This window comes from Spongisporangium articulatum, from assembly GCF_044465595.1.
In the GTDB taxonomy this organism is placed as follows: Bacteria; Actinomycetota; Actinomycetes; order Actinomycetales; family Kineosporiaceae; genus Spongisporangium; species Spongisporangium articulatum.
Genome location: NZ_JBITLV010000002.1, coordinates 165,509 through 191,848, shown reverse-complemented (window position 1 = coordinate 191,848; position 26,340 = coordinate 165,509). Strand labels below are relative to the sequence as shown.

Genomic DNA, 26,340 nt, shown 5'->3' with positions numbered 1-26,340 from the left:
CCTCACTCGCCCTTGTCGGCCACCCCGGCCGAGTCGAAGGTGGCCATCTCGCCCAGCGCGGCGACGGCGGCCTGCACCAGCGGCAGGGCCAGCGCGGCCCCGGTGCCCTCACCGAGCCGCAGCTCGAGATCGACCATGGGCGTCAGGCCCAGCGCGGCCAGGGCGACGGCGTGACCGGGCTCGGCGGAGCGGTGGCCGGCCACGCAGGCGTCGACGGCGGCGGGGGCCAGGGCCTGGGCGACCAGCGCGGCGGACCCGGCGATCACGCCGTCCAGGATCACCGGCACCCGGCGGGCCGCGGCGCCCAGCACGAACCCGGCGATCGCGGCGTGCTCGAGACCGCCCAGCGCGGCGACGATCTCGACCCCGTCGCCCTCCTGCACCACTGCGGAGTGCAGGTCGAGCGCGCGCTGCACGACGGCGACCTTGCGGTTCAGCGTCTCGTCGTCGATGCCCGTGCCGCGGCCCGTGACGACGTCGGCGGAGGCACCGGTGAAGGCGGCGATCAGGGCGGCGCTGGCGGTGGTGTTGGCGATCCCCATGTCACCGGTGATCAGGCACCGGTAGCCGGCGTCGACCAGGCCGTTCGCGACCTCGATGCCGAGTTCCAGCGCGGCGACGGCCTCGTCGCGGGTCATGGCCGGGCCCGTGGAGAGGTCGCCCGTGCCGGGCCGGACCTTGCGAGCCAGCAGCTTCGGCGCGTCGGCGTCGACCTGCGTCGCATCCTCGGCCACGGCTCCGTCGGGGACCAGTCCGTCCAGCGACGTGGCGACGCCCGCGTCCACGACGACGACCGCCGCACCGGACCGCCGGGCGAAGGCGTTGATGGCGGCGCCCCCGGCCAGGAAGTTGGCCACCATCTGCCCGGTGACCTCCTGCGGCCACGGCGAGACGCCCTGGGCGTGGACGCCGTGGTCGGCAGCGAACACGGCCACGGCGGCGGGCTCCGGCATCGGCGGCGGGCAGGTCCCGGCCAGGCCGGCCAGCCGCACGGACACGGCCTCCAGCTGCCCGAGGGCGCCGCGCGGCTTGGTCAGGCGGTCCTGCCGGTCGAGGGCGGCCCGGGTGGCGGCCGGGTCGGCGGGGCGGACGGCGACGAGGGTCTCGGTCAGGGTGCTCATGGTCTCTCCGGGGTGTCGGCAGGCGGGTGCAGCAGGGTGGCGAGGTCGTGGGTGAACCGGTCGGTGGTGTCGCGGTCGCGCACGGCCACCCGCACCCAGCCGTGGCCGAGCCCGGGGAACGTGTCGCCGCGGCGGGCCAGCCAGCCGCGGGCGCGCAGGCCGTCGTAGAGGGCGTGCGGTCCGGTGCCGATCGGGCCACGCAGCAGCACGAACGGGGCACGTGACCCGGGGACGACGGCCAGCCCGTCGATCCGGGCCAGCCGCTCGATCAGATACTCGCGTTGAGCCTCGAGGTCCACGGCCCGGCGCTGGGCCTCGGCGACGGCGCGTTCCCCGGCGGTCGCCGCGGCGGCGGCCAGGGCGGGGCCGCTGACCGACCACATGGGTTGGGCGGCCGCCAGTTTGGCGAGAACCGCCGGGTCCCCCACCACGTAGCCGACACGCAGCCCGGCCAGCGCCCAGGTCTTGGTCAGGCTCCGGACGACGACGAGGCCGGGCAACCGCTCACCGGTGAGCGTCTCCGGCTCGCCCGGCACGGCGTCCATGAACGCCTCGTCGACGACGAGAACCCTTCCGGGGCGGGCCAACTCGGCGATCGCGTCGCGCGGATGCAGCACGGAGGTCGGGTTGGTCGGGTTGCCGATCATGACCAGGTCGGCCGACTCGGGGACGAGGGCCGGGTCGAACGTGTACGGCGGAGTGAGCGGGACGCGGGTCACGGGCCGGTTCGCGGCCCGCAGTGCGGCCTCGGGTTCGGTGAACTGCGGATGGACGACGGCGGCCAGCGCCGGGTCGAGCGCGCGGGCGACCAGGGTGAAGGCCTCCGCCCCGCCGGCGGTCAGCAGCACCTCGTCGAGGCGGCGCCCGTGCCGTTCGGCGACGGCCGCGACGGCGTGCGCCGGATCGGGATAGGTGCCCAGGTCGGCCAGCGACGTGACGATCCGGTCCCGCAGCCACTCGGGCGGTCCGCCGGGCCGCACGTTCACGGCCAGGTCGACGAGGTTCGCCGCCGCCCGGGCCTCGACGTCACCGTGGTGGTGCAGGTCGGGGAGGCGGCCGACCGCGACGGTCACCCCGTCCCCGACGGTCTTGGGCACCACGACGTCGCCCCCCAGGGCGAGCACCGCGGCCTCGGCGACGGCCGGCGTCCCCAACGCCTCCTCGGCCTGCGGGCTGCGTTGCGAGACGGGTTGCGCGGCCAGCAGTTCCGGGGCGAACCCGCGCACGTCGACCTGCAGCAGCGCCACCACCTCGACCACCGCGTCGTGCTCGACCCGGACATCCAGGGTCGCGAGCGTGGTGACGACGGCGTCGTCGCCGGCCCGGACGCGGGCGATCCGCAACCCGGTCTCGACGGCCTTCCGCAACGCCTCCGGGGTGGCCGAGGGCCGCAGCCCGACCCCCACGACCAGGCGCTCGGTCACGGTCGGGTCCCGCTCAGCGCCGCAGCCCGGGCGGCGGCCACGAAAGAGACCGCGATCTGCGGGTTCCCGGCCCAGTGCAGGTGCAGGTACGAGGCATGCACGTTGCCCGTGACGAACCCCTCCGTCCGTTCGCGGCCGTCGGGGCCCGACCAGCGCCAGGCGGCCGCCGAGCCGACCCCGGCCCCCGGGCTGGTCGTCGTCCGGTGGAACTCGTGCCCCCGCACCACGGCTCCCGCCGGCAGCAGGGCCGAGCCGCCGACGGCGGTGGCCTCGCGGTACCCGAGGGTCAGCCGGCGGGTCATGGTGGCCTCGACGTCGAGCACCCCGCACATCGGGCGGCCGTCGAGCTCCCGGGCCAGGTAGAGCAGCCCGGCGCACTCGGCCGCGACCGGCGCCCCCGAGGCGGCCAGCTGCGAGACCGCACGCCGCAGAGCGGCATTGGAGGACAGCTGCTCGGCGTAGACCTCAGGGAACCCGCCGCCGATCACCAGTCCGGCGGTGCCCGGCGGCAAGGTCTCGTCGTGCAGCGGGTCGACGGTGACGACCTCCGCCCCCGCCGCCGTGAGCAGCTCCGCGGTCTCGGCATAGGAGAAGGTGAACGCGGCACCCCCCGCCACCGCGACCACCGGCCGTGTGCCCTGCTTGTGGGGGTGATCCGGGCCGGGTTCCGGGAAATTCACCCCCACTGGCGGGGCATACCGCACGGCTTCCGACGGCGACCAGGCCGGTTCGCTCAGCTCGGGCGCCGACCGGGCCAGGGCCAGGACGGCATCCAGGTCGACGGCCTCGGCGACCACCTCGCCCAGCGCCCGCACCGTCCGCACCGCCTCGGCGGCCCGCTCGGCGACCGGGACCAGACCGAGATGTCGCGACGGGGTGGCCAGTTCGTCGTGCCGGCGCAGCGCCCCGAGGACGGGGATCCCGATCTCCGCCAACGCCTCCCGGAGGATCATCTCGTGCCGGTCCGAGCCCACCCGGTTCAACACCACCCCGCCCACCCGCACCCGCGGGTCGAAACCGGCCAGCCCGGCGACGATCGCCGCGGCCGAGCGGCCCATCGCGGTGCAGTCGACGACCAGCAGGACGGGCGCGTCGAGCAGGCGGGCGACGTGCGCGGTGGAGGAGAACTCGCCGCGCCCGGCCGCCCCGTCGTGCAGGCCCATCACCCCCTCGACGACGGCGAGGTCGGCGGGCACCGGGGTCGCGGCGCCGTGCCGGAACAGCCCGACGATGCGCTCCTCACCGACCAGCCACGGGTCGAGCGTCCGGCCCGGGCGCCCGGCGGCCAGTGCGTGGTAGCCGGGGTCGATGTAGTCGGGGCCGATCTTGTGCGGGCTGACGGTCAAACCCCGGGCGGCGAACGCGGCGAGCAGACCCGTTGCGACACTGGTCTTCCCGTGGCCGCTGGCCGGCGCCGCGACGACGAGCCGCGCTACCACTCGATGCCTCGCTGACCCTTTTGCCCTGCGTCCATCGGGTGCTTGATCTTGCCGGTCTCCATCACCAGGTCGGCGGCCTCGATCAGCCGCAGGTCGGCGTCGCGCCCGGTGATGATCACGTGCTGGTGGCCGGGGCGTTCGACGAGCGTCTTCACGACGTCGTCGACGTCGACCCAACCCCACTTCATCGGGTAGGTGAACTCGTCGAGCACGTAGACGTCGTGCCGTTCGGTCTCGAGGCGGCGCTTGATCTCCAGCCAGCCCTCGGCCGCGGCGGCCGCGTGGTCGTCGTCGGAACCCTGCTTACGGCTCCACGACCAGCCCTCGCCCATCTTGTGCCACTCGACCGGGCCGCCCTCGCCGGTCTCGTCGTGCACCCGGCCCAGCGCGCGGAAGGCGTTCTCCTCCCCCACCTTCCACTTGGCCGACTTCACGAACTGGAAGACGCCGATGTCCCAGCCCTGCGCCCAACCCCGCAGGGCGAGCCCGAACGCGGCGGTCGACTTGCCCTTCATCGCGCCCGTGTGGACGACGACGAGCGGCCGGTTGCGGCGCTGCCGGGTGGTGAGCCCGTCCTGGGGGACGACGAGCGGCTGTCCCTGCGGCATCAGGCCACCCGCCCTTCGCGGCGCCCGGAACCGGTTCTCTCCCGGACGATCCCGGCCAGTCCCTCGGCGCGCAGCTCATCGAGCCGGACCAGCTCGCCGTTCAGGTGCCCGGCCAGCTCGGCCGCCATCCCGAGCCGGACGACGCCCGCCTCGCAGTCGACGACCACGCTGCGCACTCCCTCGGCGGCCAGTCGCGCGGCGACGGGCCACGGCGCCGCGCCGGACGTGTGCCGCCCGTCCGTGACCACGACCAGCAGCGGGCGGCGCCGGGCGTCGCGCAACCGCTCGATGCCGATGATCCGGTGCGCCTCGCGCAGGCCCGCGTACAGCGGCGTCCGGCCCCCGGTGCGCAACCCGTCGAGCCGGTGCCGGGCCGCCTCGACCGCGCCCGTCGGGTGCAGCGCGAGCTCGGCCTCCGCCCCGCGGAACGTCACCAGACCGACCCGGTCGCGACGCTGGTAGGCGTCGAGCAGCAGACTCATCACGGCCCCCTTGACCGCGGCCATCCGCTGCCGGGCCGCCATCGACCCGGAGGCGTCGACGCAGAACAGCACCAGGTTGCCCTCCCGGCCCTCGCGGACCGCGGTGCGCAGGTCACCGGACCGCAGCTGCAACCCGGGACCGCTTCGGCCCCGGGCCTTCTGGTGCGGTGCCGCGGCGGCGACGGTGGCCGGCAGGTGCAGCGCTCCCCGAGGTCCGGACGACCGGGCCCCGACGGTCCGGCCGGTCGAGGTCAGCGCCCGCGACCGTCGTCCGGACGCGCCCTGCCCGAGACCCGGCACCTTCAGCGCCTTCACCCGGAACGTGGCCCCCGCCCGGGCCTGGCTCGTACCGCCCGAACCCGGGGCGGGAGCCGGCTGCGGAACGTCCGCGTCGTCGGGCGACTCGGACGTTCCCCGGTCCTGCGGCTGCGGCGTGCCGCCGCCCTCGGGCGGGCCCTCGCCGTCCGGCTCGGGTTCCGGCTCGTCCTCCGGTCGCGAGTCCTCCAGCGCCTGCTCGAGACGTTCGTCGTCCATCCCGGGCGCGTCGAACGGGTCCCGGCGCCGGCGGTGCGGGAGGGCGAAACGGGCGGCGACGCGGACGTCGTCCTCGGTCACCACCGTGCGCCCCGCCCACGCGGCGTGGGCCCGCGCGGCCCGGGCCACCACCAGGTCGGCGCGCATCCCGTCCACCTCGAAAGCCGCACACACACCGCTGATCTGGCGGAGCACCGCGTCGGGCAGGACGACGGCGGGCAGCAGCGCGCGGGCGGTCACGATGCGCTCGGCCAGGTCGGTCTCGGCCTGCTGCCAGGCCGCGGCGAACTTGGCCGGGTCGTCGTCGAAGGCCAGGCGGCGGCGCACGACCTCGGCCCGCTCATCGGGATCCCGGCTGGCCCTCACCTCGACGGTCAACCCGAACCGGTCGAGCAGCTGCGGGCGCAGCTCGCCCTCCTCGGGGTTCATCGTGCCGACCAGCACGAACCGGGAGGCGTGGGTGACCGACACCGACTCGCGCTCGACGTGGGCGCGGCCCATGGCGGCGGCGTCGAGCAGGACGTCGACCAGGTGGTCGTGCAGCAGGTTGACCTCGTCGACGTACAGGACGCCCCGGTGGGCGGCGGCCAGCAGCCCGGGTTCGTAGGCGCGCACGCCCTCGGCCAGCGCACGTTCGAGGTCGAGGGCGCCGAGCAGCCGGTCCTCGGTGGCTCCGACGGGCAGTTCGACCAGGCGGGCGTCGCGCTGCGTCCCGACCCCGTGCGCCTCGTGGGGGCCGTCGGGACAGTTCGGGTCGGGGCGGGCCGGGTCGCACGAGAACCGGCAGCCGGGCACCACGGCCACGGCGGGCAGGATCGCGGCCAGCGCCCGGACGGCGGTCGACTTGGCGGTGCCCTTCTCGCCCCGGACCAGCACCCCGCCGATCTCGGGCGCGACGCTGGTCAGCAGCAGGGACAGGACGAGGTCGTCCATGCCGACCACCGCCGACAGCGGGTAGGCCTGCGTTGCGGGGGGCACACGCGCTCCTTCGTCGTCGGGGGTCTCCACGCCCACCGGCCGAGTCGCCGGCCCGGCGGGCGCGGCGGACGAGGCGGACTGTCTGGCTCCCGGGTCTCCCCGGTCACAGTGGCGGGACCGCCCCGGATTCACGCCGGGTTCCTCCACGCTCGTCGCTCGCGATCCTGCCACACCCACCCGGGCGTCCGGGCCGGGCGCCGCGTGGCGGCCGTCTCCTCAGGCCTGGGCGTGACGCGCGGAGCCGGGTGTCACGCCCTGAGTTCGAAGGCCGCTTCGACCAGGGGCTCCAGGGCCGGGGACGACGGGAGCCCGCCCTGGGCGAGCCGGTCCCGGACGGCGTCGGTCAGGGCGCGGGACGCCGGGCGCGCCGGGTCGGGCAGCGGGAACCGGGCGACGTACTGGGTCATCCAGCGGCGGCGCCCCGCGTAGAGCCGGTTGCCGCACACCCCGTCGTAGAACCGGACCGCCAGCCGGGAGTTGGCGACCGCGAGCATCAGGTAGGCCAGGTTCTCGCCGTCCGGCCCGGGGGCGAGGTCGTCGGTCGAGATCCAGTAGCAGTCGCCGTTCACGACTGCCCCCGAGGTGTCGAGGGCGAACCGCGGCTCGACGGAGATGTCCGGGAAGACGATCTTGGGTGCGGCCCAACCCGCCGGGCGGTGCGGCACCCACAGCTCGAACCACTCCCGGCCGGCGGCGGTGACGTACCGGCGGGCGCGTAACCGGTCGGCGTGCGACTCCAGATAGGCGGCCGCGCGCGGGTAGGCGGCCAGGTCGACGGGACGCCGGGTGGGTGCGCTCAGGTCGTACGGGTAGAGCACGCGGCGGGGCAGGTCGGTGGAGACCCGCCACGGCGTGACGTCCTCGTGGGTGATCAGGGGGCGCAGCAGGGCCCGCTCGGGAGCGTCGGGGCCGGACCAGTCGTCGGCGATGAAGACCGGGTCGGCGGTGGTCTTGATGCCGACCCGGATCCTGGCCACCTCGCCGAAGGTCTTCCACGTCGCGGCGCCCAGCCGTTCCAGCCAGGCGTCCTCGCCGGGACGGGACTGCCGCCACGGCGCACCGGGGCCCTGCACGGCCAGGACGCCGTGCCGGACGACGACCGCCCGGCCCTCCTGCGCCACCGTCGCGTCGCCGGTCGCGAGCGCCTCGTACAGGGACCGCTCCGTGGTGGGCGTGGCGGTCGGGTCGGCGTAGGCGGTGACGAAGGTCGGTTCCGGTGGGCGGGCTCCCTTGCGGGCGATGACGACGGCGGGCAGGACGGAGGCGGCGAACAGCCGGGTGTCACCCAGGTCGTAGAGCTCGGCGACCGGCAGGTCCGCCTCCAGCACGGCCCGGACGTTCGCCCCGGACCGGGTACTCAGGAACCGGTTCGAGCAGAGCAGGGCCAGCGCCCCGCCGTGGCGCAGGAGCGCGGGCATCAGAGTCACGAAGGGGTGGGTCAGGTCGATCCGCCCGCTCAACCCGAACCGGGACGCCAGCACCTGCGCCGCCTCTCGCCCGAGCTGCTGGGTGCGGACGTAGGGCGGGTTGCTGATCACCGCGTCGAACGAACCGGGTTCGAGGTCGCGGGCCAGGTCGAGGAAGTCACCCAGGTGCAGGTCGACCGGGACGCCGTCCGCGGCCGCCCGCCGGCGGGCCAGTTCCAGCGCGGCCGGGTCGAGGTCGTAGCCGACGAGTTCCAGCGGTGGGCCCGAACCACCGGCCGTGCGGGCCAGGGCCAGCAGCAGTTCGCCGTCCCCGCAGGCCGGGTCGAGCACGCGCAGCCGGGGCCCCTCCACCTGAGCCAGCAGCCGCCCCGCGAGAAAGTTCGCCAAGGCGGGCGGCGTGTAGTGCTTCCCGTGCCGTTTGACCTGCCGTTTGACCTGCCGTTTGACCTGCCGTTTGACCTGCCGCTCGACCTCCCCCGCGACGGTCATCAGCCGCGCCCGGGCAGGACCGGCAGGCCCGGGGTGGGGCCGTCGACGATCAGCTTCTCCACCGCGGCCGTGTCGAGATGCTCGGCGACGGCGTCGGCCAGGCTGTCGAGGCGGGCCTCGCGCAGCGCCGCGAACGACGTGTCGGGGGCCGGTTCGAACCCGGGTTTACCCGCGACCGCCGCCACCTCGCGCAGGAACGCCCGACGGAACCCGTCGTTCTCCAGGCAGCCGTGCCACGTGGTGCCCCACACGGACCCGAGGCGCCAGCCGTCGAGGAACGGTTCGGCGGCCGCGGCGCCCGGGGCGGACTCGTCGAGAGTGACCACCCCGTGGTGGATCTCGTACCCCTCGACCCGCTGCCCGTACCCCTCTCCCACCGGCCGGGCCAGCACCTTCTCGGCCCCGAACCGCGTGCGGGTCGGCAGCAACCCGAGGCCGGGGAACTCACCGACCTTGCCCTCGACGTCGTCGACGACCGTGCGTCCGAGCATCTGGTGGCCGCCGCAGATGCCGAGCACCGGCTTCCCGGCCGCGGCGTGGGCGAGGACCGCCGCGTCGAAACCGCGGGCCCGCAGCCAGGCCAGGTCGTGGGCGGTGGCGCGCGTGCCGGGCAGGAGGACGAGGTCGGCCCCGGCCAGTTCGGCCCCGTGGTGCACGAACCGCACCACCACTCCGGGTTCGGCGGCCAGCGCGTCGATGTCGGTGACGTTCGACAGCCGCGGCAGCCGGGGCACGGCGACCTGCAGGACGTCCGACCCGAGCGGTGGGCGCAGCTCACCCCGGTCGTGCTCCAGGTCGAGCGAGTCCTCGACGTCGAGCCACATCCCGGTCAGGTAGGGCAGCGTGCCGAGCACGGGCCGGCCCGTGATCTCGCCGATCATCCGCAGCCCCGGTTCGAGCAGGGCCGGGTCGCCGCGGAACTTGTTCACCACGAAACCGCTGATCAGGCGCTGGTCCTCGGGGGCCAGCAGGGCGACCGTACCGTGCAGGGCCGCGAACACCCCACCGCGGTCGATGTCGCCGACGACCACGACCGGCAGGTTCGCCGGGCGCGCCAGCCCCAGGTTCGTGATGTCGCGGTGCCGGAGGTTGATCTCGGCGGGGCTGCCCGCCCCCTCGCAGATCACCACGTCGAACCGCGCCCGCAGCTCGGCCAGCGAGTCGAGCACGACCGGCAGCAGCTGCGGGGTGAGGTCGCCGTAGTCGAGGGCGCCGGCATCGGCGAACGGTTTGCCGCGCACCACGACCTGGCTGGTTCGGTCGGTACCCGGTTTCAGCAGCACCGGGTTCATCGCCGTCTCCGGTTCGATCCCGGCGGCCCGGGCCTGCATGGCCTGGGCCCGGCCGATCTCGCCGCCGTCGGACGTGACGTACGAGTTGAGCGACATGTTCTGCGCCTTGAAGGGCGCGACGCTCACGCCCTGCCGGGCCAGCCACCGGCACAGGCCCGCGACCAGGACGCTCTTGCCCGCGTCGGAGGTCGTCCCGGCGACCATCAGCGCACCCCGCACGACCGCCTCCTCCGTCCCAGGGCGAGCGCGGTCGCGGCCGCCACTGCGACCGCCGACAGGCTCACGGCGCGCCCCAGCCGCACGGCGCGTGGGATGTCCGCGACCTGCGGCGACCGGCCGTCCCCGCCGAGCACCGGTCGCTGCTCCTGCTCCCCCGCGTACACGTTCGCCCCGCCCAACCGGACGCCGAGCGCCCCGGCCGCCGCCGCCTCCACGGGCCCCGCGTTGGGGCTCGGGTGGTGCGCCCCGTCCCGGCGCAGCGTCGCCCAGGTGGCGCCCCGCGATCCGCCGACCAACGGGGCGAGCGCCACGGTGAGGCCGGCGGTCAGCCGGGCCGGGACCAGGTTCGCGGCGTCGTCCAGCCGGGCCGAGGCCCAGCCGAACTGCTCGTAGCGGCGCGAGCGGTACCCGACCATCGCGTCCAACGTGTTCACCACGCGGTAGGCCACGACCCCGGGCGCTCCGGCGACGGCGGCCCACACGAGCGGGGCGACTGTCGCGTCGGACGAGTTCTCGGCCAAGGACTCCACCGTGGCGCGGGCCAGCTCGGGCGCCTGCAGGCCCGACGGGTCACGGGCGCACAGGTGCGAGAGCCGCTCGCGAGCCGCCGCCAGGTCGCCGGCGGCCAGGGCTCGCTCCATCAGCGCCCCCTCCCGGGCCAGGCTGGTGCCGCCGAGGCAGGCCCAGGTCGCGACCGCCGTGACGCCGAGCTGCAGCAGGGGTCGCCCCCGGGCCGCCCGCTCGGCCACCGCGGCCCCCGCGACGGGAGCCGCGACGGCCAGGGCGGCGAACAAGGCTCCCCGCGGCCGGGACGGCGCGTAGAGCCGGTTCTCCAGGGCCAGCGCGTAGGCGCCGAACCCGGCGACCGGGTGCCCACGGCGCGGGTCGGCGAACACCGCGTCGGCGGCCGCCCCCAGCAGGATGCCCGCCGCCCGGGCCGCCCCGGACCGTTCCGGCCGTTCGAGCCGGCCGGGGACGGCGAGCCGGCCGGTCACCCGACCCGCTCGCCGCCGCTCGTCCCGCACGCTCACCTGCGCCATCCTGGCAGGCCTGCCATCGCGATCCCGAGTCCGGCTCAGGCCGGGACCGTCTCGCTCACCTGCGCCCAGGCGTCGTCGGGCAGTTCGTCGGGCAGGTCCGCGGGCAGCACCTCACCCGTCAGCTCGTCGACGACGAGACCGGCCTGCTCACGCTCCCGGGCCGCCTGCTCGGCGATCTCCCGGTCCATCGCGTCCTCCGGCGCCTCGACCGGGACGGCCCGGGCGATCTTGCGGAAGGACGAGGTGCCCCAGTTCAGGTCGTGCCCGATGTACTCCGCGACGATCGTGGTGGCCTCGAACCGCTGGCCGTCCTTCTCCCACGACTCCTGCTTGACCTTGCCGTGCACCAGGACCGGCTCGCCCTTGGCGAAGCTGGCCGCCGCGTTGTCGGCCAGGCGCCCCCAGCAGCTGACCCGGTAGTAAAGCGTCTGCTGGTCGACGAAGCGCCGGGTCGGCCCGTCCCACCGGCGCACGTTGCAGGCGATGCCGAAGTTCGCCACCTGCCGGTTCTCGTCCAGTTGCCGGATCGTCAGGTCGTTGGTGATGTTGCCCCGGACCGTGACTCGCACGTCATGCATGAAAATCCCACTCCCCAGTCGATTCTCGAAGACCCGGCGAGAACCGGGACGTGAACCAGCATGAGCGCCGACGATGACGCCCGCCGCGTTCAGCGCCGGGGTTGTGGACGACGGGCCGTTCCTGCCCGCTGTGGACGACGCGGTGTGCGGGCCACCGTCGACGGGGTGCAGGACTCAGCCCGAGCGTGCCGAACCCTGACCATGGTCACCAGACTCGCGTCGTTTCATCGGGCGTGACCCGACGAAACGACTGGAAGGCGGTGATCTTGAAGAGGCGACGCGTCAGACGGCGACGCGGGAGTCGCCGGAGTCCTCGGCGGGCTGTTCGGCGACCGGCTCCGGGCGGGGCTCCGGGTCGACGACGCCCAGGTCGAGGTCGTCGTCGTCCGGGAGACGGATGACCCGCTGCTCGCCCGCGACCGGCTCGGACGACGAGACCTCCAGGTCGGCCTCCGACTGAGCCACCGGTTCGGGGGCCTGTTCGGAGGGGCCGCCCAGCGGCTCGTCCGGTTCGGCGGTCGCGGTCTCCGGCTGGCCGGCCGGCTCCTGAGCAACCGGCTCGGCAGCAACCGGCTCGGCAGCAACCGGCTCGGCAGCAACCGGCGCGGTGACCTCAGGCGCTTCCTCGGCGGCGGCGACCCCGACCGACTCGGCCTCGACGACGGTTTCAGGCGCGACAAGAGGCTCGGGCTGGGGGATCTCGGCGGCAACCGGCCCCCCGACCTCCGGCGCCGACTTCGGCTCGGACTTCGGCGTCGGCGCCACCACGGGCTCCGGCGTGGGCACCGTGACGGCCGCCTCCATCGCCGTGGTGAGCTCGGGCTGGACGATCTGCAGCTCGCCGTTCAGCGCCTGGCGCACGGTCCGGTGCCGGGCCAGCACCGCGTCGACCGGTTCGACCACGAGCTCGCGGGCCACCTTGGCGACGACGTCGTGCAGGCGCCGGTCCACGGCGTCCCGGTACTCGATCGCCCGGCGCTTCACCGACCAACCGCCCAGCGGCGCGATCAGGGCCCCGAGCAGCAGCCCGGCGCCCAGCAGGATGACCGGCAGCGGCACCCCGCCGAACTCCGGCGGGTACGGCAGGTACCGGCCCGCGAGCTGGTAGGCGCCGGTGGCGAACAGCCAGGCCGCCCCGGCGAGCGCGACGAGGGCCAGCGCCCACTGGGCCAGGCGGAGGAACCGCCACCGCCAGGGCGTGTCGATCTGCAGGTCGACCTGCGAGACCGCCGAATCCAGTTCGTGCACAAGGTTTTCCGTCGCACCACGGACGGAGTTGCGGACGGCCGCGCCCCACCGCGGCGGCAGCTCGGCAGCGATGGACGACGCGAACGAGTCGACCGCGACCTGCACCTGCGCGCGCTGGGTGGGCGCCGCGAACGGTTGCAGGGTGTTGACGATGACCTGCAGGTCGTCCTGGTCCACCTGCCCGCCCAACCGGCCGACGGCGTCCGAACGCAGGCCCTGGACCATCCGCCCGACGAGCCAGCGGCCGTACTGCGCCCCGCGCCGCCGGTACTCGCCGGTGATCGCGTCGAGCACCGCGGGAACTCCTGCCGCGTCGGACAATTCGTTCGTGAGGGCCTCGGTGCCCGGCAGCGGCCCGCCGTCCCCCGGCTCGCGGTCGGCGACCCCGGCGCGCAGTCGGTGCGTGACCGCGACGAGGTCGGCCGACGACCGGTCGATCACGGCCGTGCGGGTCCGGACGGCGTCCACGATCAGGTTGCGCAGGTCCTCGACGCCGTACCGGGACCGGGCCGAGACCGCCAGCAACCGGATGGCGGGCAGCCCGTCGGCGACCAGCAGGCGGCGCAGGTCGGCCAAGCACTGCTCGATCTCCTCGGGGCGCAGCTTGTCGACCTGGTTGAGCACGACCACCATGACGGTCTCGTGGTCGGTCAGCTGCTGCAGGTAGCGCGAGTGCAGGGCGTCGTCCGCGTACTTCTGCGGGTCGACCACCCAGACCAGCAGGTCGACCTTGCCGACGAGCCGGTCGACCTCGAAGCGGTGTGAGACCTCGGTCGAGTCGTGGTCGGGGAGGTCGAGCAGGACGAGACCGTGCAGGGGGGCCTGGCGGTCGGCGTCCAGCACCGATTCCCTGCGCAGGCGTCGACTTTCGGGCACCGCGAGCCAGTCGAGCAGGCCGGTGGAACCGTCCTCGCCCCAGATGCAGGCCATCGGCTCCTTGGTCAGCGGGCGGCGGGCCCCGACCTCGGCGATCTCCATCTCGGCGAGCGCGTTGAACAGGGTCGACTTCCCGCTGCCGGTGGCCCCGACGAGCGCGACCACGGTGTGCTGCGCACCCAGTTCCAGGCGCTGCAGGCCACGCTCCATCACTTCCCGCGCCGCAACGACCCCGTCCGGGTCGAGGCACGCGCCGCCGGCGGTGACCGCGGCGTCGAGGGAGGTGGCCAGGGCCGCCAGGTCGTAGACCCGGCCGGCGTGTGAGTTCACGGCGTGGGTGCTCATGTCGTTGCCTGCCCGGAGGTGGGTTCGGGGTCGACCGGGGTGCCGCCGTTGGCACCGTTCGTCGGGTGGTCCTGGCTCTCGGGGCCCTCGTCGGCTTCCTCACCCGTGAGGGCGAACTCGACGGCGTCGGCCCCGGCGCGCAGGCCGGCGGCCCGGGCGGGGTCGATGGCGGCCAGGTCGAGCAGCTCGGCGAGCCGGTCGGCCTCCACGGCGAGGAGACTCGTGGCCTTCTGGGCCAGGTCGGCGCGCGCCTCACCGGTCAGGTGCCGGATCCGGTCCTCGCCGAGGAACTTCGCGAGGATGCGCCGAGCCGCGATGACCGTGGAGGGCGAACGGCCCTTCTGGCCGGAACCCTGCGCCCGGTCGGCCTTCTCGTCGATCGAAACGACGAACATGACGTCGCGGGCCGTGTCCAGATCGACCGTCGCACCGCGCCTTTCGGCCGCCTCGACCGCGAAGCCGACCCGGTCCTCCAGTTCGTCCCGCCAGTCGTGCACGGCTCGCTCGACCTCGATCTGGCGCCCCAGCGGCTGCAACTCACCGGATCGGGCCGTCACGAGCCGGGCCCCGGCCGGGCGGGTCGACCAGCGGGACAGGACCTCGTCACGGACGGCGCGGACCGCCGTCCGGATGGTCGCGATGACCGCGTCGCCGACCGGACCGTCGAGACCGACGGTCGGGTCGTCGTCCGCCCCCGGCTTGCCGGAAGTGTCCACCCGGCGGATGAATTCGCCGTCCGCCACGAACTCCTGCCACCGCGCCTGGACCTCGCCGCCGAGCAGCGAGCCGTCGGCGAGCGAGGCGAGCAGCCGGGGCTGCGCCTCGGCGAGCACGGCCTCGAGGTCGTCGCGCAGCTCCACCCAGCCCGCAGCCTGGACGTCGGCCGCAGCGGCCAGCGCCCGGGCGCGGGGCGGGATGCTGCCCAGCACACCGAGAACCGACCGGTCGGCGATCACGCCGCGGTGCCGGTCGCTGCCCGCGATGCGCTTCAGCCAGGCCTGCAGCTGCTGGACGACCTCGACCGGGAGGAAGCCGTCCTCGGTCTCCGTCTCCGGGATCGTGAACAGCGGCGCACCACCGAGCCCACGGTCCCGCAGCCGGCTGGCCAGGTCGACCCGCAGTTCCGCCAACGACTCCGGCGGGACGCGGTTCAGCACGACGGCCACCGCGACCCCGCGTTCGCTGGCCTGGTGGAGCATCTGCCACGGGATCGCGTCCGAGTAGCGGGCGGCCGTCGTCACGAAGATCCAGAGATCGGCGGCGGCCAGCAGCTGGACGGCGAGGTCGCGGTTGGTCTCGACCAGGCTGTCGATGTCGGGGGCGTCGATGATGCCCAGCCCCGGCGTCAGCCCGTCGTGGGGCACCAGCCGCAGACCCGTGATGCGCGGCGCGTACGGGTCGATCGGCTGCGCCGGCTCGGGCGCCTCGGAGGTGACCCGGGTCAGGCGCGGCAGGATGCGCGGCGTCAGGAAGTGGCCCGAGTCGTCAGGGTGGTGCACCAGCACCGGCGAGCGCGTGGTCGGCCGCAGGATGCCGGACCGGCTCACCTCCCGCCGCACCAGGCTGTTGGTCAGCGTGCTCTTGCCGGCCCCGGTCGAACCGCCGATCACCGCCAGCAGCGGCGAGTCGGGGCGACGCAGCCGCGGCAGGACGTAGTCGTCGAGCTGGTTCAGCAGGCCCTCACGCTCGCGCCGGGCGTCGGCGATGCCGTCGACCTCGAGGTGAAGGGTCAGCTGGGCGACGTGGGTGCGCAGCTGCTGCGCAGCCACCAGGACGTCGGGCGCGGCCTCGTCCTGCTGCTCCGGGATCGGGATCGTGCGGCGCACGCGGTTCGGGCGCAGCGCGGGCTGGGGGCGCGGACCCGAGCGGGCCCGGGCGCCGATGATCGGAGCCGGGGCGCCGGGCTCCGATCCGTTCTCGGGGACGACGGAAGGCTCGCCGTTGTGCGTCAGCGCGTCGTGGCTCACCACCATCTCCCTTCTCAACGATCCAGGCCCCGTCACCATGCGTGTCCATCGTCGCGGTTCCATGGTGCATGTGTGGCCCGGTACACGACAAAACCACGATTGGCCGGTAACGGCTTTCCGGACTGCCGGTACTGTCCGCAAACGTCCGACCGCTCTCCGTATAGTTCCCACTACTGAGCGTGGCTACTCTTTTGCGCGATGTGATTCCACCCGCGTTCGGGGTCGCCTACTCTGGTGCGGCGCGCCGGCCTGACTCCGCCAGTTCCACCGCCGGGCGGCCCGCGGCAGCACGCGCTCGTAGCTCAGTGGATAGAGCAATGGACTTCTAATCCATCGGTCGCAGGTTCGAATCCTGCCGGGCGCACTTTGTGGCCCTGGCCGCGCCAGCGCGCCAGGGCGGAAAGTGCGGCCCGGCATGATGACGGGAGACGGAGCGGACGAGGCCGACGAAGGAGACCTCGACCGCGACGGCGGCTCCTGCCGGGCGCACCTGTGATGTCTCGGGACATCGGCATAGCCCGGACCTGCGGATACCGGTCCGGGCTATCGCGTCTTGGCTCCCGTCTACCGCGAGGCACCCTGAGCTTTGGACGCGGCGTCCAGCACCTCGAGGGCCGGTTCCAGGTGCAGGTCCGGGTCCAGAAGGCTGGCCGACCTCAGGCAACCGACCGCCGCGGCCATGATCCAGTCGACCACGCGCTCGACGCTCGGCTGCTGATCGTTGCCCAGCCACTGAACAGTCATCTCATCGAAGACCGCGGCGATGGTGCGCCCGACCATGCGCAGGGTGGGGTTGTCTCCGTCGAGGCCTAGCAGGCTGGCAACCAGGGCCAGCTCGTTCCACCGGGCGCCCTCGAAGACGTCCCAGGCCTGCGGGTCCTCGCCCCGGCCGGCCTGCACGGCCCGCAGCGCCAGGCCCCGATGCTCGGCCAGGTAGCGCAGACGGTGGACCAGCGCGGCCCGGATCTGCTCCGCCGGGCCGCTTTCCGGGACGGCGAAGGAGGCGTTCATGCGCGCGACGGTCTCTTCCAGCGCGGCCAGGTAGATGCCGCGCTTGGTGCCGAAATGGTGGAAGAGCAGCCCGTGGGCGACACCGGCCGAGCGAGCGATGTCGGCGACGGTGACCTCGTCGTAGGCCCGGTCCGAGAACAGCTCGATGGCGGCCAGCACCAGTTGCTGGCGGGTCTGGGCCGCCTGAGCCGCGCGGACCCCCACGGGGCGGGCCGACGCGGGCTCCTCACCGGCGGACACCGACGGCACCATGCACAGCTCCTCCCGGACGGCGAAGGGGCGACACTCGCCCGTCGGCAATCCTAGGTAGCCGCCCGCCCGGCCCACGCTCCCGGGCGGGCGCGCCGCGGACCTCTCGCACTCATCGGACGGCGCCCCGGACGGCGGCTTCACGCCGGGCGAAGTCCGCGTACTCGGTGGGGGCGCGGCCCAGGAGCGCGGGCAGGTGGGTCAGGTCGCCGGGCGGCAGGCCGTGCCCGTCGTAGTACGTGAGCATGCGCACGTAGGCCTCACGCGCATCCTCGGGCCAGCCGCGGACCCCCCGCGCGTTGGGCGCCCGCACGAGCCCTCGGGCCAACGCCGGCGTCGAGCGCAGCCCGGTCCGGGCCAGCGATCGGACCACGGCCGGGCCGAGCGCGCCGGCCGCGGCCAGCGGATTGTTCAGGGCGTCGGGCGGGAGTCTGATCGCGGTGACCGGATGCCCCAGGACCCGGCTCCAGATCCGGGCCATCTGGTGCCGGTCGAGCGCCTGGGTCGACAGGTCGTAGGTCTGGCCGAGGTGCGATTCGGGAGCGAGCAGGACCTCGAGGGCCGCCTGCGCGACGTCCTCGACGTCGACGACGCCCATGATCCGGTCGGGCGAGAAGGGGTAGGTCAGGATGCCGGCCTGCAGGAGGTCCCAGAAGTCCAGGTAGTTCTGCATGTAGTGGGAGGGGCGCAGAACGGTGACGGGTAGCCCCGACTCCTTGAGGAGGCCCTCCACGAGGAGCTTCTGATGGTGGTGGGTGAGCTCGGGGATCTCAGGGTGGATCACCGAGTGGAAGAGCAGGTGTTCCACGCCGTTCTCGCCGGCCGCGGCGATGAGCCGCCGGGCGATCGGCACCTCGTCGATGATCTGCGTCGGAGCGGCGTGGTAGAGCTGCCGGGCGCCCGCCACGGCCGCCTCGAGATCCCCGGGCCGCTTCAGGTCCCCCACCACGACCTCGGTGGCTCCGGCGTTCCGGACCAGCCGAGCCTGCTGCTCGTTCTTGACGAAAGCCCTTACCGGTAGCCCCCGTTGGGAGAGGTCCCGCACCAGGGGTCGACCCACCCCGCCGGCGGCGCTGGTGATCAGGATCATGAGCGCCGAACCTCCCGGACACACCCGCAGGACGCATTCCTCATCACGAGACTCCTTTGATCAGTGGATGTTCTGCCGTGGTGACCGTGAGACCGGTTCACGAGGAAGCCTTCGCACGGCGCAGCATCCCGGCCAGCACCGGGGTCAGCACTCGCGCCGGAACGACACGCACCAGACGGGCGACGACCGCGTTCCCGGCCCCGGAGACCACGGACGGAGGAGTGCGGCGCCGGTCGAGGGCACGCAGGCCGGCCGCCGCGACCTGGTCGGGCGTCTGGAACCGGCCGAACACAGACGCCTCGTCGCCGATCACGTCGAAGAACTCGGTGCGGGTCGGCCCGGGCGCCAGCGACAGGACCGTGACGCCGTGCCGCCGGGTCTCCTCCCACAGGGCCTGGCTGAAGCTCACGACGAACGCCTTGGCGGCCGCGTAGACCGCCAGCGAAGGCACCGGCTGAAAGGCCGTGGTGCTCGACACGTTGAGGATGGAACCCCCGCCGCGTTCGACCATCCCGGGCAGGAACGCGCGGCAGATGTCGACGACGGCCCGCACATCCACCGCGATCACCCGGACCAGCTCGCCGGGCTCCCCCTCGACGAAGGGGCCCTGGACCGCGAATCCCGCGTTGTTGACGACCAGGTCGACCTCGCCCCCGACCTGCTCGAGCAACCGGTGGCCCGGGTGCTCGACCGACAGATCGAAGGCGATCACCTGGCACCTGACCCCGTGGGCGGCCGTCAGCTCGTCGGCCAGGGCCTCCAGCCGCTCCCCGCGACGAGCCACGAGCACCAGGTCGCAGTCCCGGGCGGCCAGGCGACGCGCGAAGGCCAGACCGATGCCCGAGCTGGCGCCGGTCACGAGGGCCCGTGAAGGCAGGAAGGTCACGTACCGGAACCTACGACTTCACTGACTGCTAGTCAATGACTGTCAGTCGCCGAAATATCCAGTGCGACGCGAGTCAGAGCGCGCCGTGGCGGACCGCCTGATGGACGGTGCTGATCGTCGGGGTGAAGCCCAGACGGCGGGCGAGGCCGACGTCCATCTGCCCCTTCCACGGCTGAGGGAGCGGTTCGGCCGAGGAGCCGTAGGGGTACCCGACGATCTGGGCCAGCTCGTAGATGCTCGGGGCCGACTCGTCGGCGATGTTGACCGTGCGGTGGTCGAACGCCCCGGTGAGGGCGAGCCTGAACGCCGTGGCGATGTCGGCGTGGTGGACGACGCTCAGCCGCTGCGCCGGGTGCCACCCCATGCCGGCGGCGAGTTCGGGCAACGACTCCAGGTGCCCGTCCCCGTCGCCGTAGATGAAGGGCAGCCGCAGGATGCCCCACGTCAGTGCGCTGGCGCGCAGCAGCTGCTCGGCTTCGATCTTGCTGGCCGGGTAGGCGAGCGTCGGCGCGACGGGGTCGTCCTCCCGCCCGGGGTGCGGACTGTCGGCGTCGTAGACGTTGGAGGTGCTGGCCAGCAGGAACCGGGCCTCCGGTGCGTGCTGTCCCACCGCGGCGATCAGGTTGCGGGTGCCCTCGCGGTTTACGGCCCAGATCTGGTCCTCGTCGCGGGTCCGGAAGACGGCGGCCAGGTGGACGACGGCGGTGACACCCTGCACGGCCGCCGGCAGGGAGTCGGGGCTGAGGATGTCTCCCTCGACCCGCTCCACACCGCCCGGCACCTCCTTTCCGGGTCGCACGAGGGCGCGGCACTCGACGCCCGCCGCGGTGAGTCGACCGAGCAGGCGGGGACCGACCAGGCCCGTCGCGCCGGTCACGAGAATCGTCATGCGCCGTGCTCCTTCCGGTAGTCGACGAGTCGTCGGGTGGCGTTGCTGAGCACGCGATTCATCGTCTCGATCTCGGCGGGGTCGACCCCGTCGAAGGCGACCTCGGCGATCAACGCCATCGGGTCGGGGAGTGCGTTCCACAGCTCCAGGCCGGCGGGCGTGACGTGCAGCAGCTTCTGACGCTGGTCGTCCGGGTCGGGAAGCTGATCGACCAACCCCTTGCGCACGAGCGCGGCGATCACCGCGCTGAGGGTGGCCCGCTCGACCTCGAGCTCCCGCGTGAGGGTGCGCTGCCCCACAGGGGCGCCTCCGCTCAGCCGGTACAGCACGTACCACTGCGTGTTCCCGAGGTCGTAGGGGCGGAGCACGGCTTCCATCAGCGCCCGGCTGGCGAGAAAGTACTTCTTCGCCCAGGCGCCCGGAGGGTCGAACTCGTGGGCCGGCAGTTCGTTAGGCACCTCACAAACTTGTCAGGCGCCTAACGAACTGTCAAGTGCGGGAGACGTATGGGCGGCCGGTTCGTGGGCATATGACGTACGTGACGACACCGGCCGAGGATGCGTCCGGCCGGGCTGCGCCCGACGGGCCGCTCTGCGAATTGCTCTGCGCCCTGGGCGATCACGGCTACTCCTTCGTCACCGTCTCCCCCGAGACCCACGCCCGCGTCAACCGGCGTCCGGGCAACGCCTGGGCCCGCGACCTGCGTGGGGTGTTCGGCTGGAGCCGGCGCTTCCGACCCGGGCTGGTGCCCGCCGAGCTGCTGCGACTGATGGACGCCGCCGGGGTGCTCGACCGCGACGGTGGCACCCTCCGCAGCCGGGTGCGGGTCTCCGGACTCGGTGGCCGGCTGTTCGTGCACTCGGCCTTCCCGACCCTCGACCCGGCCGCCGTCTTCTTCGGCCCCGACACCTACCGGACGACGTCCGCCTGCCTCACGCACGTCGCGCACCTCGCGTACGGATCGCGACCCGTCCGGCGGATCGCCGACATCGGTTGCGGCACAGGGGCGATCGGCCTCACGGTGGCGGCCCGTTGCCCGGGCGCCGAGCTGGTGCTGGTCGACGTCAACGAGGCCGCACTGCGGTTCGCCCGGGTCAACGCCGCCGTGGCGGGCCTGGACGGACGGTCGGCGGCCGTGCGCAGCGACCTGCTGCGGGACGTCGACGGGGACTTCGACCTGATCGTCTCCAACCCACCGTTCATGATCGACCCCTTGGGCCGCCGCTACCGCGACGGTGGAGCGCCCGGGTACGGGCTGCCCGTCCGCGTCGCGGAGGCGGCCGTCGCCCGGCTGCGACCGGGCGGGTCACTGGTGATGTTCAGCGGGACGGGCGTCGTCGACGGCGTCGACCCGCTGCGTCGCGAGCTCGAGCAACGCCTCTCGGGAAAGGATCTCGACTGGTCCTACACGGAGGTCGACCCCGACGTGTACGACGAGGAGCTCGACACCCCGGCCTACCGGGACGCCGAGCGCATCGCCCTGGCCGTCCTGACCGTTGAGTGGTCGGCCTGAGCATTGCGTCCGTGGTCGACGGCCCCACCCGCCTGCGCCGGGACGGTCACGGCACCGCTCACCGGCGCGCCGTTCACCTCGGGGGCGACCTGCGGCCCCTCCTGGACGACCTCGCCCGGCCCACGCTGAGCGGCAGAGCGGACCACCGCCGTCCGACCGCGCAGCGACGACCCGCCCACCGCCCACGAGTCGAGCAGGTGCCGCACCACGAGACCGTCCAGCTCGAGCGCGGTGGCGGCGCCGAGCAGGACGTCGGGGAGCAGGGCCGGTTCGTCGGCCGCCAGCGCCGCGGCCAGGTCGTGGGCCGCGATCTGCTCGTGCACGGCGTCGGCCTCCACGTGCTCGTCGAAGAACAGGGTCGCCTCAGCGTCGAATCCCAACCGGCGTAACCCGTTGCCGTAGAGCCGGTTCGGCAGCGACGACGTCATCTCCAGGACGGCCAGGTGACCGGCCACGGCGCCCCGCAGGTGGCGGTGAAGGCCGAACAGCGTCATGGCGTTGCTCCACGCCAGCGTCACGGCCGGGACGACGTCCACGTGGGCGCCGTAGCGGTCGTTGACGCCGAGGGTGCGCATGGTCTGCGCGAAGAGGGCACTGTGCATCCGTTCGGCGGCCCCGCCGCCGTACTCGTCGGACTGGACCTCGACCAGCGCCGCCTTCGGCCGGCCGGCCAGCCGCGGAATGGCGAAGGTGTGCGGGTCGGCCTCACGCAGGTGGTAGACCGAGCGGTGCGCGAGGAACTCGGCGTACTGCTCACTGGTCGCCGTGCGGGCCAGATACGTCGACAGCGAAGGGGTGTCGTCAGCCGCGATGAGCTCCGAGAGGTTCTCGGGCAGGGTCTCGGCGGTGACCTCGGCCGTCGCGGCTCCCGCCAGCCGGGCCGCGGCCCGGTCGCGCAGCTCGGCCAGCAGCACCCGTTCCAGGACGGCGGCCACGGCCGTCAGCTGCGGCTGCCACTCCCAGCGCGGGTCGACGCCGTCCAGACCGCGGTAGTGCAGCTCGTAGAGCAAGGCCAGCGACAGCTGGACGTCGTCGTCCTCCACCGGCCCGTCCGTGACGGCGGCGGCGTCCTCGGCGATCCCGACGAGGCGGATCAGCGACGGCAGATCGTCCCCACCCAGCCGCACCCCGCCGTCCGGCGCCCCGCGCAGCAGCGTGATCAGGGCGTGGCTCAACGATCCGCGCGGGGCGGGCAGTGGCATCGAGGCGCTCGTCGTCATGTGCCCCATCTACCCCCGGCCATCGCCTTCGGACCAGTCGAGTCGCCCCCTCGCCCGCCGTGACGCAGAGTGCGACCATGACGCAGGAACCGACGGGCGAGATCCGCGCCTACCCCGGGGGGCCCTTCCTCGTGCGCGGCGATGTCGAGCTGCTGGATGAGAACGGCGCCCCGATCCCGCGCCGCCGCCGCGTCGTCGCGTTGTGCCGGTGCGGTCGCTCGGGGATCGCCCCGTTCTGCGACGGGACGCACAAGCTGGAGGCCGCGAAGCGGCCGCCCGCAACCGACGGGCCGTCACCGGCTACGTCCGCGGCAACGGGACGCCGGTGACCGGACGCCGACAGAACGGCTGCAGACAACCCAACCGCTGCGAGAGGTCGCGGGTCCGCAGCACGTAGATCCAGGTCGTGGCCCGGTCGAGGCGCGAGACGTCGAACGTCGCCAAGACCCGGCTGTCGCCGGACGGGACGACGGGCGCCGGCAGGGCGAAGGACCACCACGAAAGCCCCCGCCTGAAGCCACCGCCTCCGGCGCCGGTCGTCGACCCGGATCTCGCGCGTCCAAGGCGCCCGCTCGTCCGCGATCACGTGGTGATCGTGTGGCAACGTCTCAGGTGCGTTTCCGGTTCGCCCGGCACGCTCACTGCCTCGCCGTGACCAACCACTTGAGGGCAGTCTCGGCGAGAACGGCTCTCTCAGATTCGAGTTCGTGGAGCCGGCCCGCGATGACACTCGCGTCCACCAAGTCCGCCTCGAGAAGTGCGGCCACAAAGTTGCGGTCCTTCTCGCGGAACGCGCAGAGTTTCGCCACGCAGAGGTCTTCCTTGTCGAGACACCAGCCGACGAATTGCGGTTCCCCGGCCGGCGACGCCGTGTTCCGGTTCTGAACTCTTACGAGTCGTTCCCTCCACCCGAGTGGAAGCACCGCCGTGTGCAAGTCGACGCCGTCGATGCTGAAACCGTGCAGGTTTTCGAACGGTGAGTACTCACCTGCAACACCCTCGATGAGGTCCGCCAACTCCTCGGTCTCGGCGTCGTCATCACCGATCGGGAGAATGTCCACCTCGACGGAAAACGTTGCCGCGAGCGGTAGCTCATCCTCTCGATAGGTTCCAAGGATGGCCTGCGAGCCAACAACGATCACCTCGGGTCGGCCAATGATCTGACACGCAGTACGAATCGCGTGCTCGAGTTGGTCGCGCCGCATCAGCCGGCCAGACCGAGGACCTGCGATCGTTGCTCCGCCGAAAGCAGCCCACCCAACGGGGACACCTCACGCATCTCGATCGACATGCGGTCCAGACCCGTCAACACGCGATGCAGACCCAAGACATCGCGGTTGTCAATCAAGGACTGCCAAGCCTCGAGGTTCCGCAGATGAGGTTGACCGCGAACGTCCCTCCGGAGCCGTTGCAGGTTCCGTTCGATCGTGGGCAGCCACTCCTGCAGCCGGTCCTGATTCAACTCTCGCGAGAGCTCGCGATTCAGGCGCCAGGACCGCCGCTCCGACCGGGTGAGGTCGGGCGGGACAGGGCGCCGGACGACTTCCAAGCGGTAGCCCATGCACGACAGCAGTCGCTCCAGCTGGTCGTCGCTGAACTCGACCTTCCCGGACAGGAACTGACTGATGCTCGGCTGCCGAACGCCACTCAACCGGGACAGGTCGGACTGCGTGGTGCCGGTCTCCCGCATCACGTCCCGCAGCACTCCACCACGCCCGCTCATGTGAGCAATATAGCAAATTCTGCTATAGATGCAAGACTGCTCCCGGGATCATGTCGAAAACGACCGCCCGGCTCCGTCCCCGCTGTGTAACGCGACCACAATGGGTTGCACTCAGCGCGAGGAGACACGACATGGCCAAGTACCTGCTGCTGAAGCACTACCGCGGCGCCCCGACCCCGAGCAACGACGTCCCCATGGAGCACTGGACGCCCGAGGAGGTCGACGCCCACGTGCAGTTCATGCGCGACTGGGCGGCCGACCTGGAGAAGACCGGTGAGTACGTCGACGGCCAAGCGCTGGCCCCGGAGGGCACGTGGGTGCGCCACGACGGCGAGGGCCGACCGCCGGTCACCGACGGGCCGTTCGCGGAGACCAAGGACCTGATCGCGGGCTGGATGATCATCGACGTCGACAGCTACGAGCGCGCCCTCGAACTGGCCGGGTCGCTGTCGGCGGCGCCGGGCGCGGGCGGGAGGCCGATCAACGAGTGGCTCGAGCTGCGGCCGTTCCTGAGCATGCCGCCCGCCGCCGACTGCCACTGATGGACGAGCTCCTCTTCCGGAGTCTCGTCCCGGACGTCATCGGGATCCTCGTCCGCCGCGGAGCCGACTTCGCGGCGGGCGAGGACGCCGTCCAGGACGCCCTGCTCGAAGCCGTCCGCACGTGGCCGAAGGATGCGCCTCGGAATCCGAAGGCGTGGCTCGTCACCGTCGCCTGGCGCCGGTTCCTCGACGCCTCCCGTTCGGACGCCGCCCGGCGCCGTCGGGAGGACCGGCTGGACGAGGAGCCGTCCCCCGGGCCCGTCCCCGACACGGACGACTCGCTGCAGCTGTACTTCCTCTGTACGCACCCGTCGCTCACGCCGTCGTCGGCGGTGGCGTTGACCTTGCGGGCGGTCGCCGGCCTGACCACACGCCAGATCGCCCAGGCGTACCTGGTACCGGAAGCGACCATGGCGCAACGCATCAGCCGGGCCAAGCGCACCGTCTCCACGGTGCGTCTCGACCAGCCGGGCGACGTCGCCACGGTGCTGCGGGTGCTGTACCTCGTCTTCAACGAGGGCTACAGCGGCGACGTCGACCTCGCCGCGGAGGCGATCCGGCTGACCCGCCGGCTCGCGGCGGCGATCGACCACCCCGAGGTGGCCGGCCTGCTGGCCCTGATGCTCCTGCACCACGCCCGCCGACCGGCCCGTACGGCGCCCGACGGAAGTCTCGTGGCCCTCGTCGACCAGGACCGGAACCGTTGGGACACAGCGCTGATCGCCGAAGGGGTGGACGTCCTGCAGGCCGCGCTGGCCCGGGACCGCCTGGGTGAGTTCCAGGCCCAGGCCGCGATCGCGGCCCTGCACGCCGACGCCCCGACCACCCACGAGACCGACTGGGTCCAGATCGTCGAGTGGTACGACGAACTGCTGCGGCTCAACGACTCTCCCGTGGTCCAGCTCAATCGCGCGGTGGCCGTCGGGGAGGCCGACGGGCCCCGCGCCGGCCTCGCCGCCCTGCACGAGCTGGACGACGACCTGCCCCGGTACGCCGCGGTGGCCGCCCACCTGCACGAGAAGGACGGCAACCTCGTCCTCGCCGCCCGGCTGTACGCCCAGGCAGCCCGCCAGGCCCTCAACCTGGCCGAACGCGACCACCTCACCCGGCAGGCGGCCCGGATCAACACGAGCTCGAGGTGAGCCCGGAG

General features: G+C 73.2%; 23 protein-coding genes, 1 tRNA gene and 1 riboswitch. Of the genes, 5 read left to right on the top strand and 19 right to left on the bottom strand.

Annotated features, from left to right (window positions below):
- Window positions 1–2 precede the first annotated feature (2 nt).
- The 11 genes from cobT to ACIB24_RS07045 all read right to left on the bottom strand — a co-directional run bounded on the left by cobT (window position 3) and on the right by ACIB24_RS07045 (window position 16,067).
- Window positions 3–1,121 carry a nicotinate-nucleotide--dimethylbenzimidazole phosphoribosyltransferase gene (cobT, locus tag ACIB24_RS07095; RefSeq protein WP_398277303.1) on the bottom strand — a complete coding sequence of 373 codons (1,119 nt, stop codon included), beginning with the start codon at window positions 1,119–1,121 and terminating at the stop codon, window positions 3–5.
- The gene (cobC, locus tag ACIB24_RS07090) at window positions 1,118–2,545 is read right to left on the bottom strand and encodes an Rv2231c family pyridoxal phosphate-dependent protein CobC (protein ID WP_398277300.1); all 1,428 of its coding nucleotides are present in this window, start codon (window positions 2,543–2,545) and stop codon (window positions 1,118–1,120) included. Before cobC ends, cobT begins: the two co-directional genes overlap by 4 nt.
- Window positions 2,542–3,984 (bottom strand): cobyrinate a,c-diamide synthase, encoded by a 1,443-nt coding sequence (locus ACIB24_RS07085; RefSeq protein WP_398277297.1) that lies wholly within the window; start codon window positions 3,982–3,984, stop codon window positions 2,542–2,544. Before ACIB24_RS07085 ends, cobC begins: the two co-directional genes overlap by 4 nt.
- Window positions 3,978–4,592, bottom strand: coding sequence for a cob(I)yrinic acid a,c-diamide adenosyltransferase (gene cobO, locus ACIB24_RS07080; protein WP_398277294.1), 615 nt, complete (start codon window positions 4,590–4,592; stop codon window positions 3,978–3,980). The genes ACIB24_RS07085 and cobO overlap by 7 nt, the downstream gene beginning before the upstream one ends.
- On the bottom strand, window positions 4,592–6,541 hold the full coding sequence (locus tag ACIB24_RS07075; protein ID WP_398278751.1) for a magnesium chelatase subunit D family protein: 1,950 nt from the start codon (window positions 6,539–6,541) through the stop codon (window positions 4,592–4,594). The genes cobO and ACIB24_RS07075 overlap by 1 nt, the downstream gene beginning before the upstream one ends.
- Window positions 6,542–6,665: 124 nt before the next feature.
- Window positions 6,666–6,727, bottom strand: a riboswitch (cobalamin riboswitch).
- A gap of 107 nt (window positions 6,728–6,834) precedes the next feature.
- A complete protein-coding gene (locus ACIB24_RS07070) occupies window positions 6,835–8,502 on the bottom strand; it encodes an Eco57I restriction-modification methylase domain-containing protein (RefSeq protein ID WP_398277291.1) in 1,668 nt (555 codons plus the stop codon).
- Window positions 8,502–10,013, bottom strand: a complete 1,512-nt coding sequence (locus ACIB24_RS07065) for a cobyric acid synthase (protein WP_398277288.1) — start codon at window positions 10,011–10,013, stop codon at window positions 8,502–8,504. The genes ACIB24_RS07070 and ACIB24_RS07065 overlap by 1 nt, the downstream gene beginning before the upstream one ends.
- Window positions 9,998–11,044 (bottom strand): cobalamin biosynthesis protein, encoded by a 1,047-nt coding sequence (locus ACIB24_RS07060; RefSeq protein ID WP_398277285.1) that lies wholly within the window; start codon window positions 11,042–11,044, stop codon window positions 9,998–10,000. The genes ACIB24_RS07065 and ACIB24_RS07060 overlap by 16 nt, the downstream gene beginning before the upstream one ends.
- Before the next feature lie 44 nt (window positions 11,045–11,088).
- Window positions 11,089–11,631, bottom strand: a complete 543-nt coding sequence (locus tag ACIB24_RS07055) for a single-stranded DNA-binding protein (RefSeq protein ID WP_398277282.1) — start codon at window positions 11,629–11,631, stop codon at window positions 11,089–11,091.
- Between the two features lie 282 nt (window positions 11,632–11,913).
- Window positions 11,914–14,100, bottom strand: a complete 2,187-nt coding sequence (locus ACIB24_RS07050) for a GTPase family protein (RefSeq protein ID WP_398277279.1) — start codon at window positions 14,098–14,100, stop codon at window positions 11,914–11,916.
- Window positions 14,097–16,067, bottom strand: a complete 1,971-nt coding sequence (locus ACIB24_RS07045; protein ID WP_398277276.1) for a dynamin family protein — start codon at window positions 16,065–16,067, stop codon at window positions 14,097–14,099. Before ACIB24_RS07045 ends, ACIB24_RS07050 begins: the two co-directional genes overlap by 4 nt.
- Window positions 16,068–16,358: 291 nt before the next feature.
- On the opposite strand from ACIB24_RS07045, the gene ACIB24_RS07040 reads away from it, so the two are divergent.
- Window positions 16,359–16,431 (top strand) — tRNA-Arg (locus ACIB24_RS07040).
- Between the two features lie 200 nt (window positions 16,432–16,631).
- On the opposite strand, the gene ACIB24_RS07035 is transcribed toward ACIB24_RS07040, so the two are convergent.
- The 5 genes from ACIB24_RS07035 to ACIB24_RS07015 form a co-directional block, all read right to left on the bottom strand.
- Complete coding sequence (locus ACIB24_RS07035) at window positions 16,632–17,318, bottom strand: TetR/AcrR family transcriptional regulator (RefSeq protein WP_398277273.1); 687 nt, start codon at window positions 17,316–17,318, stop codon at window positions 16,632–16,634.
- Between the two features lie 121 nt (window positions 17,319–17,439).
- Window positions 17,440–18,417, bottom strand: coding sequence for an SDR family oxidoreductase (locus ACIB24_RS07030; RefSeq protein WP_398277270.1), 978 nt, complete (start codon window positions 18,415–18,417; stop codon window positions 17,440–17,442).
- A 97-nt stretch (window positions 18,418–18,514) separates the two neighbouring features.
- Entirely contained in the window at window positions 18,515–19,303 is a 789-nt protein-coding gene (locus ACIB24_RS07025) for an SDR family NAD(P)-dependent oxidoreductase (protein WP_398277267.1), read from the bottom strand.
- Between the two features lie 73 nt (window positions 19,304–19,376).
- On the bottom strand, window positions 19,377–20,192 hold the full coding sequence (locus ACIB24_RS07020) for an NAD-dependent epimerase/dehydratase family protein (protein ID WP_398277264.1): 816 nt from the start codon (window positions 20,190–20,192) through the stop codon (window positions 19,377–19,379).
- Window positions 20,189–20,650: a MarR family winged helix-turn-helix transcriptional regulator gene (locus ACIB24_RS07015; protein ID WP_398277261.1), complete on the bottom strand. Its 462-nt coding sequence runs from the start codon at window positions 20,648–20,650 to the stop codon at window positions 20,189–20,191. The genes ACIB24_RS07020 and ACIB24_RS07015 overlap by 4 nt, the downstream gene beginning before the upstream one ends.
- 71 nt (window positions 20,651–20,721) lie before the next feature.
- On the opposite strand from ACIB24_RS07015, the gene ACIB24_RS07010 reads away from it, so the two are divergent.
- Window positions 20,722–21,705 (top strand): methyltransferase, encoded by a 984-nt coding sequence (locus ACIB24_RS07010; protein WP_398277258.1) that lies wholly within the window; start codon window positions 20,722–20,724, stop codon window positions 21,703–21,705.
- On the opposite strand, the gene ACIB24_RS07005 is transcribed toward ACIB24_RS07010, so the two are convergent.
- Entirely contained in the window at window positions 21,648–22,925 is a 1,278-nt protein-coding gene (locus tag ACIB24_RS07005) for an iron-containing redox enzyme family protein (protein ID WP_398277256.1), read from the bottom strand. The two genes, ACIB24_RS07010 and ACIB24_RS07005, sit on opposite strands and share 58 nt — an antisense overlap.
- Before the next feature lie 77 nt (window positions 22,926–23,002).
- Between ACIB24_RS07005 and ACIB24_RS07000 the strand changes: the two genes are divergently transcribed.
- Window positions 23,003–23,254: a CDGSH iron-sulfur domain-containing protein gene (locus tag ACIB24_RS07000; RefSeq protein WP_398277254.1), complete on the top strand. Its 252-nt coding sequence runs from the start codon at window positions 23,003–23,005 to the stop codon at window positions 23,252–23,254.
- A 309-nt stretch (window positions 23,255–23,563) separates the two neighbouring features.
- On the opposite strand, the gene ACIB24_RS06995 is transcribed toward ACIB24_RS07000, so the two are convergent.
- Together ACIB24_RS06995 and ACIB24_RS06990 are read right to left on the bottom strand one after the other, a co-directional pair.
- Window positions 23,564–24,067: a DUF6036 family nucleotidyltransferase gene (locus ACIB24_RS06995; protein WP_398277251.1), complete on the bottom strand. Its 504-nt coding sequence runs from the start codon at window positions 24,065–24,067 to the stop codon at window positions 23,564–23,566.
- Window positions 24,068–24,129: 62 nt separating this feature from the next.
- Window positions 24,130–24,648, bottom strand: coding sequence for a helix-turn-helix domain-containing protein (locus tag ACIB24_RS06990; protein WP_398277248.1), 519 nt, complete (start codon window positions 24,646–24,648; stop codon window positions 24,130–24,132).
- A 131-nt stretch (window positions 24,649–24,779) separates the two neighbouring features.
- Here ACIB24_RS06990 and ACIB24_RS06985 point away from each other — a divergent pair, with 131 nt between their 5' ends.
- Window positions 24,780–25,190 carry a YciI family protein gene (locus ACIB24_RS06985; RefSeq protein ID WP_398277245.1) on the top strand — a complete coding sequence of 137 codons (411 nt, stop codon included), beginning with the start codon at window positions 24,780–24,782 and terminating at the stop codon, window positions 25,188–25,190.
- Window positions 25,190–26,332 (top strand): RNA polymerase sigma factor, encoded by a 1,143-nt coding sequence (locus tag ACIB24_RS06980; protein ID WP_398277242.1) that lies wholly within the window; start codon window positions 25,190–25,192, stop codon window positions 26,330–26,332. The genes ACIB24_RS06985 and ACIB24_RS06980 overlap by 1 nt, the downstream gene beginning before the upstream one ends.
- The last annotated feature ends 8 nt before the right edge of the window (window positions 26,333–26,340 follow it).